This is a genomic window from Campylobacter canis (assembly GCF_045504005.1).
GTDB classification, from domain to species: Bacteria; Campylobacterota; Campylobacteria; order Campylobacterales; family Campylobacteraceae; genus Campylobacter_A; species Campylobacter_A canis.
The window spans coordinates 114,151-128,626 of sequence record NZ_JBJJXH010000003.1 but is presented as its reverse complement, the minus strand read 5'-3'; the positions used below and the strand labels follow the sequence as shown (position 1 = coordinate 128,626).

Here is a 14,476-nt window from a genome sequence, read left to right as displayed (position 1 = left end):
ATCATAAATTTTGGATTTTTTATCGTATCACAAAAAAATAGTTTTTTATGAAAAATCCATTTAATTTTTTACGGCTTATTTAAAATTTTTGCTAATTTTACACATTTTAACTTTAAAAAATAATTTCTTAAGTTTTATTTAATATAAATTTCTAAAGCATTTGCAAAAAGAAGTGTTAAATTTAAGAGATCGCAAAAGCTGAATTTTAGGCTACTTATTGCAAATTCGCAGGACTAAAATCTAGCAGGAATTGACTTTTCTAAATTTTTTGCTTTACCGAGTATTGTTATGGCTTTTTGATTACATATATTTACGCATCTATAACAAAGTGTGCAGTTATCATCAAATTTAGCCTTTCTAGCAACCAAGCTTATATTTGCCATCGGGCAAGGCTTCACGCAACTGCCACAACCCGTGCAACGAGCTTCATCAAGAGTGGGCTTACTCTTACTAAATGGTGTCTTGTCATAAATTTTCATCCAAAGTCGCTGCCCTAAAAATCCCGCTATTTGATGAAACAAGCTTAGTCCGTGCTTAGGATACTTACCCGCCATAAACAGCTCCGCAAGGTGTTTTATTTTAATAGAAGCTTGGCTGATTATGCGTTCGTTTTTCTCGTGCGAATAGCTAAAAATACCTACATCAAGGATAAATCCGGGCATTTTTATATGCGCCCCGCCCGTTATATTTGCACCGAATTTCTTTAAAATTCTAGCCGCACATCCGGTCCCATCACCGCTAAAAGCCTCCATCGTAGAGATTATAAATACATTTTTGCCATTAAAATTTGCGCTGTTTTTGTAAAGAAACTCACGCACAATCCTTGGCAGGTCGCTAAAATAAATAGGATACGCAAGAATGACATCTTGATGTTTGCTTAAATGTTTAGCGCAAGCAACATCTTCAATCGAAACCGTTAAAACATCCTCATGAAGGTAGCTTATGAATTGATTAATGCAGTATTTGGTATTGCCCGCAGAGCTAAAATAAATCGCTATCGTAAATTTTCTCGCAAACAAATTTAATCAAATTTAACTCAATATATCTGAGTAAATTTGATTAAATCTAAATTTTATAGCAAATTTTGCAGTAATAAAATATCTTAAAATTTTTAGTCAATAAATCTCTTTGTCAAATTCGCATAAGCATCGATCCTTCGATCTCTTAAAAAAGGCCAAATTCGACGCACTTCTTCGCTTCTTTTCATATCGATTTCTACTATCTCGCATAGTTCGCTTGTGCTATCGGCGCGGAAAATTTCCTCTCCTTGAGGTCCAAATACAAAGCTATTGCCCCAAAATTTTATGCCGTCCATAGCTCCGCTTGTATCTTTTTCAAATCCTACGCGATTTACCGCCACCACAGGTAAACCGTTTGCTACCGCATGACCGCGCTGAACGGCTACCCACGCCTCAAGCTGGCGAGATTTTTCAGCCTCGGTATCAGACTCAAACCATCCTATCGCCGTAGGGTATATTAAAATTTGCGCTCCACGCAAAGCCATAAGTCTAGCCGCCTCAGGATACCACTGATCCCAGCAAACCAAAACGCCAAGCTTGCCAAGACTCGTTTGTATCGGCTCAAATCCAATGTCTCCGGGCGTAAAATAAAATTTCTCGTAAAATCCGGGATCGTCAGGTATGTGCATTTTGCGGTATTTGCCCGCAACTTTGCCGTCTTTTTCATATACGTAAGCGGTGTTATGATAAAGCCCGTCTGCGCGCTTTTCAAATAGCGAAGTAACCAAAACTACGCCGTTTAACTTAGCAACCTCACCCCAAAACCTCACATCGTCTTGCCAATCGTTTGCCAAATCAAAAAATTCCGTATCCTCACTTTGACAAAAATATTGCGTTTGATGAAGCTCTTGGCACACCACAAGATCAGCGCCCTGGCTTGAAGCATGTTTAATTAGATCTAAAGTCTTTTGGTTTGTCGCCTCTTTAGTTCCGTGAAATTTCTGCTGAATTAAAGCTACTTTCATAATTTTACCTTAAATTTAAATTTTAAAAATTATACATCAAAGAGGATAAACGCCTCATAAATCGCTCTTTATACTACCTATCGTCATACGGATCAAGATGAGTGATGATATGCCACTCAAACTGCGGAAATTTAGTCCTAATCTGCTCTTCTATCTCGTTTGATATGTCGTGAGCTCTGATTAGTAAAATTTCTTTATCAAACACAAGATGAACGCTGATATAACAATCATTTGCGCTCTTTCTGCTAGTAAGTCCGTGAAAACTTGAAATTTCCTTTTTTAAAGAGAGTATCTCCTCTATCTGCTTTATGATTTCAGGCTCAAGCGCCCTGTCCATAAGGACCAAAACGCTGTCTTTTAACAAATTTATAGCAGAATGAACTATATAAAAGCTAATTAAAACGCCAAAAATCGCGTCTATTATCGTAAATCCAGTAAATTTGATAATCACAAGAGCGGCAACTACGGCTAAATTCGTGAAAAAATCGCTCTTATAGTGAAGCGCGTCTGCCTTTATGATTAAATTTTGAGTTTTTTGAGCTACTTTGTTTAAAAACGCTACCAAAATTCCCGTAACGCCTAAAGAAAAAACCATAACGTAAAGACCGGTATTGACATCTATGCTAACCTCTTCGGCGGTAAATTTAATAGCGCTTTCATAAAATATAAAAACACCGATTGCGATGATTAAAGCCCCTTCAAAAAGCGCCGCCAAGGCTTCAAGCTTGGTGTAGCCGAAGTTAAATTTATCGTTTGCCGGAGCGTTTGACTTCTTAAGTGCAAAGAAATTTAGTACCGATATAAGACAATCAAGCATAGAATCAATAGCGGAGCTAAGCACGGATATGGAGCCGCTATAAATGCCTGAGATAAGTTTAATGATAGCCAGCAAAAATGCCGTAGCCCCGGCGGTAATAACCGCTAAACGCTGCAATTTTTTTTCCGTTTTTAAGCTATTTAATGTAGAGTCTTGCCGCTCATTTTTAGATTTTATTTGCTCTGCTGGCATCTTATCATCTCATCTATTATCAAGATAATTTATCTCGCGAGCCTTCGTATCTGTTTTGGCTTGAGCAGTGAAGCGAGCCGTTTTGACGAACAAAAACGAGCGAATTTACGCCTATTATTTTGTGATTTGGAAGCGCTTTTGCAAGGCGTTCAAGCACGATTTTATCGTTTCTATCATCATAGGTAGGCACAATCAAAGCGCCGTTTACAAAGATAAAATTTGCATAAGTACACCCTAGCCTTTTACCTTCGTAAAATTTAGGGCTAGGAAGCGGAAGTGGCAAGAGGTTAAAGCCCGTTTTTTCAAGCTCTTGCTTCATTTTTTCAAGCTCCTCATAGTGCTCGTCGTTTTTATCATCCGTGCAAGCATAGGCAATCGTATCAGGTGAGATAAATCTAGCCAAAGTATCTATGTGAGAGTCGGTATCATCGCCCTTTATGAAGCCGTGCTTAAGCCAGATAACACGATTTAAGCCAAAAAGCTCTTTTAGCCTCTCTTCAATCTGATCTTTACTAAATTTGGAATTTCTATTATCGTTTAACAGGCAAGTTTCAGTCGTTAGCAAAGTGCCTTGTCCGTTAAATTCTACACTTCCGCCCTCTAGGATGAAATCAATCTCTTGCAAATTTGTCCTAAAACGCTTAATAAGCTCTAAATTTACGGCATTATCCTTTGAGCTTTCAAATTTCCCGCCCCATGCGTTGAATTTAAAATCATAGCTTAAAATTTTATCTCCGTTTTCAACGTCAATCATCCCGTAATCGCGTATCCACGTATCATCGGTATCAATCTTAACAAACTCCACATTATCAAATTTGGCAAATCGTAAGTTAAAAATTTCTTCATCGGGACATATCAAAACGCACTTTTGAAAAGGAGTTATCGCCGCCACAAGCTCTTCGTAGCTATCTAAAATTTCGTTCAAATACGGCTGCCAGTCGCTGTTTTCGTGCGGTAACGATAAAAACAGAAGCTCTTGCTTTTCCCACTCTGCATAAGCTCTCAAATTTCACTCCTTGATCTGTTTTTGTAAATTTTAAAAATTCCATAAAGCGTTATGAATATCCAAAAAACCTCTATCAAAAAAGAGCCTAGATTAAAATGCACAAGAAGCGAGATGATAAGCAGTATCGCTCCTACTAAATTTATAAGCTGATAGCTTAAGTCATTGCTTGTAAGTCTTCCTATCTGAAGAAGTAAATATCCAAGAACGATACAAATCATGCCTAGAAATCCGATAAATTGAAAAATATCCATCGACACTCTTAATACGAAAATTTTAAAGCTAATTGTAACATATTAAAAAAATTCTAGTTTTAAAAATTAAAGAATATCTACATTAAATTGCTGTAATATTTTCTAATATATTCTAAATAGAATTTAAATAACTTAACCATAAGGAGATTTTATGAAAAACAGTGTTTTGCTGATGGCTGTGCCGCTTTTGATAAGCAGCTCTTTTGCGTTTGACGCAGCCAAAGATAAGGCTAAAAGCGCTTATCCGTTTGAAGTAAAAGTTCAGGAATTCAAGCTTCCTGCGGGAATTGATGAAAACGGCATAATAGACGAAGTCAAGCTTGGCGACTCTCCTTATGCAAAAACAGTTATATTCGGCTCAAAGCTACTAAACGAGACCTCGCGCTATCTTGGCCCTCAGGCAAAAGACGAGAAAAAGCGCTTTGCGGGCAACAACCTATCCTGTTCAAGCTGCCACTCAAAGGGCGGAGTTGAGCCTGGACACTCTCCTTTCGTAGGAATTACGGCTAGATTTCCTCAATACAACTCAAGAGCCGATCAGGTGGTAACCCTGCAAGATCGCATAAACGGCTGCTTTCAGCGCTCGATGTCGGGCAAACCGATACCTGCGAATTCAAAAGAGATGCGCGCGATGGTAACTTATATGCACTGGCTATCAAGCGGATATGAAGTGGGCTCAAAGGTCAAGGGTCAAGGGCTCGTTAAGGCCGAATACATAGATAGGGCTGCCGATCCTAAAAAAGGTAAAGAAATTTATGCAGCCAAATGCGCCTCATGCCACGGTGAAAACGGAGAAGGCATGATAAATCCAGACTTTGCAAACGGCGGAGATTATTATATATTTCCCGCACTTTGGGGAGATGACAGCTACAACACGGGAGCTGGCATGTACCGCTTAATAAAAGGCGCTCAATATGTAAAATCAACCATGCCTCAAGGCGACGCGACTCTAAGCTGGGAAGAAGCGTATGACGTAACGGCTTATATGAACTCTCATCCTAGACCTATCAAACAAGGTCGCGAAAAAGACTTCCCCGATCTTGACGTAAAGCCTATGGATATGGATGTAGGACCTTACAACGACGGATTTGACGAGAACGCTCACAGATTTGGACCATACAAACCTATGCTTAAAAAATAAATTTTTCTTTCGGTAGTCGTATTAATACTAATTTTGTCTTTAAATTTAGTATTAATACGCTAAAATCTCGCAAATTTTAAACAATAGGTCAAATTTATGGATTTTGAGTTTATAAAAGAATTTTATCCGATGTTTATAAAGGCCGGAATTTTGACGCTAAATCTAGCCTTTTGGGGGATAGTCTTTTCTATCCTTGTCGGTATATTTTGTATGATGATTAAATTTTATAAGATCAATCCTTTAGTGCCTATAGTTAATGGCTATATCGAACTTTCGCGCAACACTCCGCTTCTTATACAGCTGTTTTTCTTGTATTACGGTTTGCCAAAGCTGGGCATAAATATAAGCTCGTTTTCATGCGCTGTTATAGGGCTTACCTTTCTTGGGGGAAGCTACATGGCGGAGAGTTTTAGGCTCGGGTTTGAGTCGGTAAAAAAATCTCAACTTGAAGCGGGATTAAGCATAGGATTAAACGATCATCAGCTTCTTGGATATGTAGTATTGCCACAAGCTTTTAGCGTCGCCCTACCGTCAATAAGCGCAAATATAATATTTTTACTTAAAGAAACTTCAATAGTCAGCATAGTAGCTCTTGCGGATCTAGTCTATGTCGCAAAGGATCTCATCGGGCTTTATTATAAAACCGATGAGGCGCTTTTTATGCTTGTTATCAGCTATCTTGTTATTATCTTGCCTATATCGCTTGCGCTGACATGGCTTGAAAGAAGGATGAGAGTTGCAAGGAGCTAGTATTTTATTTGACGCGCAAAATTTAATGCGACTTGGCGAAGGGCTTATCGTAAGCTTGCAAATTTCTATCATATCTATCGTCATATCGATCATCGGCGGGCTTATCATGGGCATAGTGATGAGTTCAAAAAACAAATTTATATATATGATTTGCAAAATTTGCCTTGAGATTATTCGCATTATGCCGACTATAGTTTGGCTCTTTATATTTTACTTTGGTGTAAGCAGAGCCTTGGGAATTCACATAAGCGCATTTACGGCGTCGCTTTTGGTATTTAGCGTTTGGGGAGTGTTTGAGATGATGGATATAGTGCGTGGAGCTATCACTTCCATACCAAGACATCAATTTGAAAGCGCGGCGTCGCTAGGTCTTAGCAAGACTCAAATTTACATAAACGTAATCGTTCCGCTTGCCATGCGTCGTTTGGTTCCGGGGGCTGTAAATTTGCTAAGCAGGATGATTAAAACAACCTCTATAGTGGTGCTAATAGGTGTCGTAGAGGTAGTTAAAGTCGGACAGCAAATCATCGAAAATCATGTCTTTACAAACAATATGGCGCCGTTTTGGATATACGGATTTATATTTTTTCTATATTTTATTATATGCTATCCTATTTCAAAGCTCTCAAAGAGACTTGAAGAGAGATGGGGTTAGGGAATTTAATGGACAAACAGATATTGCAACTCAAAAATTTAAACAAATTTTATGGCTCTACGCAAGCGCTTAAAGATATAAATTTAAACGTAAAAAGCGGCGAAGTAGTGGTTCTACTGGGTCCTTCAGGATGTGGTAAAAGCACGACTTTGCGTTGCATAAATGGACTTGAGCAGATACACGGCGGCGAGATAGTCATACACGGAGAGTCGATAGATAAAGACTTTAAAGACTGGACGCGCATAAGACAATATGTAGGCATGGTGTTTCAAAGCTATGAGCTATTTGATCACATGAACGTCATAGACAATATCTTACTTGGTCCCGTAAAAGCTCAAAAACGTGATAAAAAAGAAGTAGAAAAAGAAGCCGATATGTGGCTAAAAAAGGTCGGATTAAGCGATAAAAAATACGCCTATCCAAAGGAGCTAAGCGGCGGCCAAAAGCAGCGTATCGCCATAGTAAGAGCGCTTTGTATGAAGCCTGATCTTATGCTGTTTGACGAAGTAACGGCTGCGCTTGATCCTGAAATCGTGCGAGAAGTGCTTGATGTGATCATAAATTTAGCAAAAGAAGGCATGACCATGCTAATAGTAACTCACGAAATGGGTTTTGCAAGAGCGGTTGCAGATAAAATAATATTTATGGATGAAGGAAAAATCGTAGAAGAGAGCGATCCTGAAGAGTTTTTTACAAATCCAAAGACTCAAAGAGCAAAAAAATTCCTAAATTTGTTTTCGTTTTAAAATTTTTGGTATAAATACAAACTTATTTTATAATACAAGGAGAAAGAATGAGAAAACTTCTGTTTTCATTTTTGGCATTAATCGCTACCGTCTTTCTAACGGGTTGTGGTAATGATAATTCTAGCGCAAACGCGATAGATAAGATAAAGGAGCGCGGATACGTTCGTATAGGGGTATTTAGCGATAAACCGCCTTTTGGTTTTATAGACAAGGACGGCAAAAACCAAGGCTATGATATTTACTTTGCAAAGCGCATAGCAAAAGATCTCTTAGGAGATGAGAGCAAGGTAAAATTTGAACTCGTAGAGGCTGCAAGCAGAGTTGAATTTTTAACCTCAGACAAGGTTGATATAATCCTAGCCAATTTCACCAAAACAGAAGAAAGGGCTAAAGTGGTTGATTTTGCGCTTCCTTATATGAAAGTTTCACTTGGTGTAGTTAGTTCCGATGGCGAGATAATCAAAGACATAAGCGAGCTTAAGGGAAAGAAACTGATCGTAAACAAAGGCACTACGGCAGATGCTTATTTTACTAAAAATCATCCTGAGATAGAGCTTTTAAAATTTGATCAAAATACCGAAACTTTTGGAGCATTGCTTGACAAAAGAGGTGCCGCACTATCGCATGATAACACTTTGCTTTTTGCATGGGTTAAAGAAAATCCCGGCTTTACGGTAGGCATACAATCAATCGGCAATATAGACTCAATAGCGCCTGCAGTTAAAAAAGGAAATGAAGCCTTGCTTAAGTGGATAAACAACGAAATCATGAGTCTTGAAAAAGAGCAATTCTTCCACAAAGCATACGATGAAACACTCAAGCCCGTATATGGCGACAGCGTAGATGCTGAATCGGTAGTCGTCGAGGGCGGTAAAATTTAATTTATATTATTTACGAGTCGGCTTAAACCGACTCTCTATACCTAACTAATTCGCTTTTAGGCTCTTTTTTTAGAGTTGAGATTACAAGATAAAACAAGTCCGCTTAGTTTTTACATAATTCTTTTAATACTGACACTATATTAAAGTGGTAAATTTTTATAACTAAATTTAAAATAAGGACAAAAGATAAAGTATATTAATTATTTTAATATAATAAAAATCACCTCTTTAAGAAAAAGAGGTGATAAAAAAGTTCATAGAAGAAATTACATCATTCCGCCCATGCCACCCATTCCGCCCATATCAGGCATTGCCGGCATTGAAGGTTTGTCCTCTTTTAGCTCGCTTATAGTAGCCTCTGTTGTAAGAAGAAGACTTGAAACGCTAACCGCGTTTTGAAGTGCCACACGCTCAACTTTAACAGGGTCTATGATGCCTGCTTCAAACATATTTACATACTCACCCGTAGCCGCGTTAAATCCGAAATTTGCATCTTTGCTTGTGCTGACCGCATTTGCAACAACACCTGCATCAAAGCCTGCATTTTCAGCTATTTGGCGAAGCGGTGCAGTTAAAGCGCGTCTTACGATAGCAGCACCTATCGCCTCATCACCGCTTAGATCAAGCTTCACTCTAGAGCTTGCTTGTATAAACGCAGCGCCACCGCCGATTACGATACCCTCTTCAACAGCGGCTTTTGTAGCGCTTAGTGCGTCATCTACGCGGTCTTTTTTCTCTTTCATCTCGGTTTCTGTTGCCGCACCTACTTTTATAACAGCCACACCGCCGCTTAGTTTGGCTAAACGCTCTTGAAGTTTTTCTTTATCATAATCACTTGTAGTCTCTGCGATTTGAGCCTTGATTTGAGCTATTCTTGCATCTATAGAAGTCTTTTCGCCAGCTCCGTTTACGATAGTCGTGTTATCTTTATCGATAACTACGGTTGAGGCTTGTCCAAGATCGCTTAAATTTGCTCCTTCAAGCGTTCTGCCAAGCTCTTCGCTTATCACTTCACCGCCTGTTAAGATAGCGATATCTTCAAGCATCGCCTTTCTTCTATCTCCAAATCCCGGCGCTTTAACGGCAGAGATATTTAGCACGCCTCTAAGTTTATTTACAACCAAAGTCGCAAGAGCTTCTCCCTCGATATCTTCAGCTATGATTAAAAGCGGTTTGCCGGTCTTTTGAATTTGCTCTAAAATAGGTAAAAGGTCTTTTAAATTTGTAATCTTCTTATCAAATAACAATATATAAGGATTGCTTAGCTCTACTTGCATTTTTTCAGCGTTTGTAATGAAGTATGGGCTTAGATATCCACGGTCAAACTGCATACCCTCAACCACATTTAGCTCATCATGGATTGATTTTGCTTCCTCAACGGTTATAACGCCGTCTTTGCCTACTTTTTCCATCGCGTCAGCTATCAATTCACCTATCGTAGCGTCTGAATTTGCCGATATTGTAGCGACTTGAGCTATCTCTTTTTTATCCGTTACTTTTCTAGCCATAGCTTTTAGCTCGGCTATGATAGCAGCCGCTTCTTTATCCATTCCGCGTTTTACTTCGATTGGATTTGCACCTGCAGTGATGTTTCTAAGACCCTCTTTAAATATAGCGTTAGCCAAAACTGTCGCGGTTGTAGTTCCGTCACCTGCTTCGTCAGCCGTTTTGCTTGCTACTTCTCTTACAAGCCCTGCACCCATATTTTCAAGTGCGTCTTTTAACTCAACCTCTTTAGCTACGCTAACGCCGTCTTTTGTGATGGCAGGAGCGCCGAAACTCTTTTGGATAAGTACGTTTCTACCGCGTGGTCCCATAGTTACTTTTACGGCATCGTTAAGCTTTCTAACACCTTCATATAGTCTATTTCTAGCTTCATCTGAAAAAAATATCTCTTTTGCCATTTTCTTTTCCTTAAGTATTAATTTTTAAAATCAAAATTTATTTAATAACGCCCAAAACGTCATCTAAATTTAACACAAGATAAGTTTTACCTTCAAGCGTTATCTCCGTTCCGGCATATTTGCCAAACACCACATCATCGCCCGCTTTTACGTTTTCTACTTCGCTTGATACCGCTAAAACTTTACCGCTTAAAGGTTTTTCTTTTGCATTATCGGGTATAATAATACCTGTTGCTGTTGTCTTAACGTCTTCAAGGCGTTCAACTAAGATACGCTTGCCTAATGGTTGAAAATTCATAATTCATCCTTTGGTATAATATTATTTTTTAGCACTCTTGTTTTTTGAGTGATGAAATTATATGATAGTTTTTTAAATTTGTCAATGATTTCAGCTAAATTTATAATAAACTCTTAGTTAGTTAAACTCAACTTATATGAATTTATAAATTAAATTTAAAGGATAGTCATGAAAAAATTTTTAGTATTTTTGCTCGGGCTAATAGTCATTTTGATCATCGGCGCCTATACTGTTTTATTCACCAACTTTGGAAACAGTATAGTAAAGCCTTATGTTGAAAATATTATTAAAGAAAAAAGCGGATATAACGTAAAATTTGAGAAATTTCAAATTCGCCCGACCACAATTGATATAGTAGCTAAAGCAAATGACGAAATAACGCTAAACACAAACGGAACGCTTTCTGTGTTTAGCCAAAGTATCGATCTAAAATACGATGTAGAAGTTGCAAATTTACGCTCGCTTGGAGTCGAGCTTAAAGAAAAAATGCTCTTTGCCGGACTCGTAAAAGGTGTATTTAAAGACTTTAACGCTAACGGCGTAGGCAACCTGCTTGGATCAAACGTTAAATTTAACGCAGATATCAAGGAATTTAAGCCGCTTGCTCTTAATCTAGACGCTAAAAATTTAGAGGTGGATAAAGCTCTTGCACTAGCGAGTAAGCCGATTTACGCTAACGGCAAGATCGATATAACCGCAGATATAAAAGATAACGGTGGAAAGCCTGACGGCATGGCAAACATAGATATCGTAAATATAATAACCAATAACTCCCTAATCGCAAAAGATTTTAACCTCACTCTGCCTGCGAATTTTAACCTAAAAGGCACAATTAAAGCAGATGTTAAAGACTGGATAGTAAATGCAAAAAGCGCTTTTGTAACGCCGATTGCCGTTGCGGGGAGTGAAAAATCGATATACGATATAAATTCTCAAACTCTAAGCAGTGATTTTAGGCTTGTAGTGGATGATTTAACCAAACTTGAGCCGATCATAAAGCAAAAGATCGCAGGCGCACTAAACGTAAAAGGCAACACTATCGTTGCACAAAATCAGCTTAAGAATTTGGATGCTGACATAAACGGGTTTGGCGGCACGGTAAAGGCTGTTTTAAACAACGACAAGCTTACGGCCAAAATCGACTCGCTCAAGTTTGACGAATTAATAAAAATAGCCGCTCTGCCTGCGTTTGCAAGCGGAGTTATAAATGGAGAAGCGATGCTAAATGATATAAAAAACACCAAAAATATCGCAGGCTCCGTTAAACTAACGACTCAAAACGGCAAACTTAACGCAGGCGAGTTTAAAAAACTCACAAATTTAAATATAGCAAATGGCGTAACATTTACTTTAAACGCCGATGCGGACGTGAAAAACGGAGAGGCGAAATTTGATGCGGCGCTGCTTTCAAATTTAATGAATTTAAAAAATCTAAAAGGCAGCTACAATATAGATAAAAAAGCGCTTGATAGCAAATTTACGCTAAATGTCGATGATCTTGGCAAGCTTGAGAGTCTAGTCGGTCAAAAACTAGCGGGTAAAGTCGATATAAACGGCGATGTAAGCTTGCTTAACAATCAGCTAAAAGGTCTAAATGTGGACGGAAATGCGCTTGGCGGAAATATAAAGGCGAATTTAAAAGATGAGAAGTTGGTTGCCAGCTTAAATTCTCTTTTACTTAAAGACGTTTTTATCCTCATAGGCTCAAAACCGCTTGCAAATGCGACTTTAAATGCCGATATCAACCTAAACGGACTTGACGCTAAAAACCTAAACGGAACTATAAAAGCAAACGTTAAAGACGGAGTAGTATATGAAGCCGAAGCTAGCAAAGTGCTTGAAAAAAAGCTTCCCTCAGGGCTTAAATTTAATGCAAATAGCGATATAGCTTTACAAAAAAGTGTAGCAAATTTTGATGTGTTAGCAAATTTAATATCAAGCAACAATACAAATTTAATAGCCGTCAAAAACACAAAAGGAAGCTTTGATATCAACCAAAATATCCTAAAAAGCGTTTTTGAGCTTGAAATTCCGGAACTTAAAAACATAAGCTTTTTAACAGATAGAGTGCTACACGGAAATATAAATTTAAAAGGCGACATGCAAAAACAGGGCGAAAATTTAACTGCAAATGTTACATCAAAGCTGTTTAACGGGGATTTTAAAGCTAATTTAAATAATGATAAGCTAGTTGCAAACCTAAACAAATTTACAACCAAGGGCTTAACGGATCTGTTGGGGCTTGATCACATTTATGACGGAGTTGGCGACATGAATGCAAACTACGATCTTAAAACCCAGAGTGGCAAATTTGACGTGATTATAGACGAAGGAAGGCTTGCTAAGACAAAATTTACGGAAAATTTCATGACGTTTACCGGCAGAGACATAACAAGTGAAATTTATAAAAACAGCAAAGTTTATGGAACGATCGATAAGCAAATGATAAATTTTAACGCCGAAATGAATGCCACAAGAAGCAATATAAATGTAGAAAACGGCAAATTTAACACGGCTACAAAAGCTATAAACATACCGGTAAAAATGAATTATGAAAAAACGGATATCGCCATTGATATCACGGGCACAAGCGACAATCCAAAATATAACATAGGTTCAGAATACATCAAAAACAAAGCGTTAAAAGAGCTTGATAGATTTTTAGACAAAAAGCTTGGCGGTAAAAACCAAAGAGAAGGCTCTGAAGCTGATGGCACCGAAGGCTCAGGCGGTCAAGATACAAAAGATCAAGGCAAAGATATCGTAAAAGATCTGATAAAAGGTCTATTTTAGATTCAAGGCGGGTTTGGCTACTTGCATGCCAAACCCGAACTACATAAGCCGCTAAATTTGAGCGATCAAATTTAGCTATACTACTTAGTTTACTCCTCAAAGCATTAAATTTAATGCAGATATCTTAATTATGTAGGTATAGAGATTTGACCCAGATACAAACAAATCGCTGTAAAAATTTTCTTTAACTACGAAAAGTACTTGTAGATGCTAATTTGGATAAGTTTTGTTACGGCATTAATATATTGGAATTTAAAATTCCAAGAAAAACCAAAGCTATCTAGCCAAGCTTGATAAAATATAAAATTAAGTATTTTTGATTGTTTTATGAAGTTTAATTACTAAATTTACTTTTAAATTTAATCTTTGCGGTCATTTTATAAAGTTTAATAGCTTAAGTAGCTCAAATTTTAAAATTAATTGCGACAAGAAGTCATTGCAAAGCGCAAATTCCTCTTGTCAAATAAAATTACTTATTTTAAAGCATTAGCAGAGTTACAGGCTTGTTCATTACCGTATCTGCAGCCTTTTTCAAATAGCTCAATTGCTTTTTTATTATCCTTTGTAACCTCTTTGCCTTCGCTATATATAAATCCAGCTTTAACGCAAGATACGTCATCGCCGTGAGCACAACCCTTTTCATAAGCCTCTATGGCAAGCTTCATATCTTTTTGAACGGCACTGTTGCCCTTTTCATAAATTCTACCTACGGCGCCACAACCAAAGCCCAGCTTGTTCTCGCAGCTTTTTTTGTAAATTTCAAGAGCCTTTTTTTCGTCTTTAAAGACACCTTTACCTTGCTCATAGAAATTTGCTAGGTTAAAGCAGTTGTACATATGTCCTTTTTCGCACGAAATTTGGAAAATTTCAACCGATTTTTTATACTCACCATCCAGTATCGGATCAGGCGAAATAAGCTCCATAGGATTACCCGACCCCATAGAAAACGCAAAAGAACAAACCGTCACCAGACAAAAAATAGTTTTTTTCATCCTTTTCCCCTTAAATTTGAATTTTAATCTTATTTTTTAACAATACGAATCTCATTGTAACAAACA

The 14,476-nt window shown here is 37.8% G+C and carries 14 protein-coding genes; 6 read left to right on the top strand and 8 right to left on the bottom strand.

Going from position 1 to position 14,476, the window contains the following annotated elements; all coding sequences use genetic code 11:
* Nucleotides 1-233: 233 nt before the first annotated feature.
* The 5 genes from ACHJH3_RS04115 to ACHJH3_RS04095 form a co-directional block, all read right to left on the bottom strand.
* Complete coding sequence (locus ACHJH3_RS04115) at nucleotides 234-1,019, bottom strand: EFR1 family ferrodoxin (protein WP_407063695.1); 786 nt, start codon at nucleotides 1,017-1,019, stop codon at nucleotides 234-236.
* 92 nt (nucleotides 1,020-1,111) lie between these two features.
* On the bottom strand, nucleotides 1,112-1,984 hold the full coding sequence (locus tag ACHJH3_RS04110) for a carbon-nitrogen hydrolase (RefSeq protein WP_407063694.1): 873 nt from the start codon (nucleotides 1,982-1,984) through the stop codon (nucleotides 1,112-1,114).
* Nucleotides 1,985-2,057: 73 nt separating this feature from the next.
* Nucleotides 2,058-2,918 (bottom strand): cation diffusion facilitator family transporter, encoded by an 861-nt coding sequence (locus ACHJH3_RS04105; protein ID WP_407063693.1) that lies wholly within the window; start codon nucleotides 2,916-2,918, stop codon nucleotides 2,058-2,060.
* 94 nt (nucleotides 2,919-3,012) lie between these two features.
* The gene (locus tag ACHJH3_RS04100) at nucleotides 3,013-3,999 is read right to left on the bottom strand and encodes an agmatine deiminase family protein (RefSeq protein ID WP_407063692.1); all 987 of its coding nucleotides are present in this window, start codon (nucleotides 3,997-3,999) and stop codon (nucleotides 3,013-3,015) included.
* On the bottom strand, nucleotides 3,996-4,250 hold the full coding sequence (locus ACHJH3_RS04095; protein WP_407063691.1) for a CBU_0592 family membrane protein: 255 nt from the start codon (nucleotides 4,248-4,250) through the stop codon (nucleotides 3,996-3,998). Before ACHJH3_RS04095 ends, ACHJH3_RS04100 begins: the two co-directional genes overlap by 4 nt.
* 151 nt (nucleotides 4,251-4,401) lie before the next feature.
* Here ACHJH3_RS04095 and ACHJH3_RS04090 point away from each other — a divergent pair, with 151 nt between their 5' ends.
* The 5 genes from ACHJH3_RS04090 (at nucleotide 4,402) to ACHJH3_RS04070 (ending at nucleotide 8,423) form a co-directional block, all read left to right on the top strand.
* Entirely contained in the window at nucleotides 4,402-5,391 is a 990-nt protein-coding gene (locus ACHJH3_RS04090) for a c-type cytochrome (protein ID WP_407063690.1), read from the top strand.
* Nucleotides 5,392-5,487: 96 nt separating this feature from the next.
* A complete protein-coding gene (locus ACHJH3_RS04085; RefSeq protein ID WP_407063689.1) occupies nucleotides 5,488-6,141 on the top strand; it encodes an amino acid ABC transporter permease in 654 nt (217 codons plus the stop codon).
* A gap of 25 nt (nucleotides 6,142-6,166) precedes the next feature.
* Nucleotides 6,167-6,796, top strand: coding sequence for an amino acid ABC transporter permease (locus ACHJH3_RS04080; RefSeq protein WP_211436675.1), 630 nt, complete (start codon nucleotides 6,167-6,169; stop codon nucleotides 6,794-6,796).
* 8 nt (nucleotides 6,797-6,804) lie between these two features.
* Nucleotides 6,805-7,542, top strand: a complete 738-nt coding sequence (locus ACHJH3_RS04075) for an amino acid ABC transporter ATP-binding protein (RefSeq protein WP_407063688.1) — start codon at nucleotides 6,805-6,807, stop codon at nucleotides 7,540-7,542.
* Nucleotides 7,543-7,589: 47 nt separating this feature from the next.
* On the top strand, nucleotides 7,590-8,423 hold the full coding sequence (locus tag ACHJH3_RS04070; protein WP_407063687.1) for a cysteine ABC transporter substrate-binding protein: 834 nt from the start codon (nucleotides 7,590-7,592) through the stop codon (nucleotides 8,421-8,423).
* 266 nt (nucleotides 8,424-8,689) lie between these two features.
* Here ACHJH3_RS04070 and groL read toward each other — a convergent pair whose 3' ends face one another.
* Both groL and groES read right to left on the bottom strand, forming a co-directional pair.
* A complete protein-coding gene (gene groL, locus ACHJH3_RS04065) occupies nucleotides 8,690-10,327 on the bottom strand; it encodes a chaperonin GroEL (RefSeq protein WP_407063686.1) in 1,638 nt (545 codons plus the stop codon).
* A gap of 37 nt (nucleotides 10,328-10,364) precedes the next feature.
* Nucleotides 10,365-10,625, bottom strand: a complete 261-nt coding sequence (groES, locus tag ACHJH3_RS04060) for a co-chaperone GroES (protein WP_407063685.1) — start codon at nucleotides 10,623-10,625, stop codon at nucleotides 10,365-10,367.
* Between the two features lie 168 nt (nucleotides 10,626-10,793).
* On the opposite strand from groES, the gene ACHJH3_RS04055 reads away from it, so the two are divergent.
* Nucleotides 10,794-13,418, top strand: coding sequence for a hypothetical protein (locus ACHJH3_RS04055; RefSeq protein WP_407063684.1), 2,625 nt, complete (start codon nucleotides 10,794-10,796; stop codon nucleotides 13,416-13,418).
* Between the two features lie 473 nt (nucleotides 13,419-13,891).
* On the opposite strand, the gene ACHJH3_RS04050 is transcribed toward ACHJH3_RS04055, so the two are convergent.
* Nucleotides 13,892-14,410: a tetratricopeptide repeat protein gene (locus ACHJH3_RS04050; protein ID WP_407063683.1), complete on the bottom strand. Its 519-nt coding sequence runs from the start codon at nucleotides 14,408-14,410 to the stop codon at nucleotides 13,892-13,894.
* Nucleotides 14,411-14,476 lie beyond the last annotated feature (66 nt).

Excerpts from the sequence above, each read along its gene's own strand:
- ACHJH3_RS04110 (WP_407063694.1), bottom strand. The coding sequence starts at position 1,984 with ATGAAAGTAGCTTTAATTCAGCAGAAATTTCACGGAACTAAAGAGGCG.
- ACHJH3_RS04095 (WP_407063691.1), bottom strand. The coding sequence starts at position 4,250 with ATGGATATTTTTCAATTTATCGGATTTCTAGGCATGATTTGTATCGTT.
- ACHJH3_RS04090 (WP_407063690.1), top strand. The coding sequence starts at position 4,402 with ATGAAAAACAGTGTTTTGCTGATGGCTGTGCCGCTTTTGATAAGCAGC.
- ACHJH3_RS04085 (WP_407063689.1), top strand. The coding sequence starts at position 5,488 with ATGGATTTTGAGTTTATAAAAGAATTTTATCCGATGTTTATAAAGGCC.
- ACHJH3_RS04080 (WP_211436675.1), top strand. The coding sequence starts at position 6,167 with ATGCGACTTGGCGAAGGGCTTATCGTAAGCTTGCAAATTTCTATCATA.
- ACHJH3_RS04075 (WP_407063688.1), top strand. The coding sequence starts at position 6,805 with ATGGACAAACAGATATTGCAACTCAAAAATTTAAACAAATTTTATGGC.
- ACHJH3_RS04070 (WP_407063687.1), top strand. The coding sequence starts at position 7,590 with ATGAGAAAACTTCTGTTTTCATTTTTGGCATTAATCGCTACCGTCTTT.
- groL (WP_407063686.1), bottom strand. The coding sequence starts at position 10,327 with ATGGCAAAAGAGATATTTTTTTCAGATGAAGCTAGAAATAGACTATAT.
- groES (WP_407063685.1), bottom strand. The coding sequence starts at position 10,625 with ATGAATTTTCAACCATTAGGCAAGCGTATCTTAGTTGAACGCCTTGAA.
- ACHJH3_RS04055 (WP_407063684.1), top strand. The coding sequence starts at position 10,794 with ATGAAAAAATTTTTAGTATTTTTGCTCGGGCTAATAGTCATTTTGATC.
- ACHJH3_RS04050 (WP_407063683.1), bottom strand. The coding sequence starts at position 14,410 with ATGAAAAAAACTATTTTTTGTCTGGTGACGGTTTGTTCTTTTGCGTTT.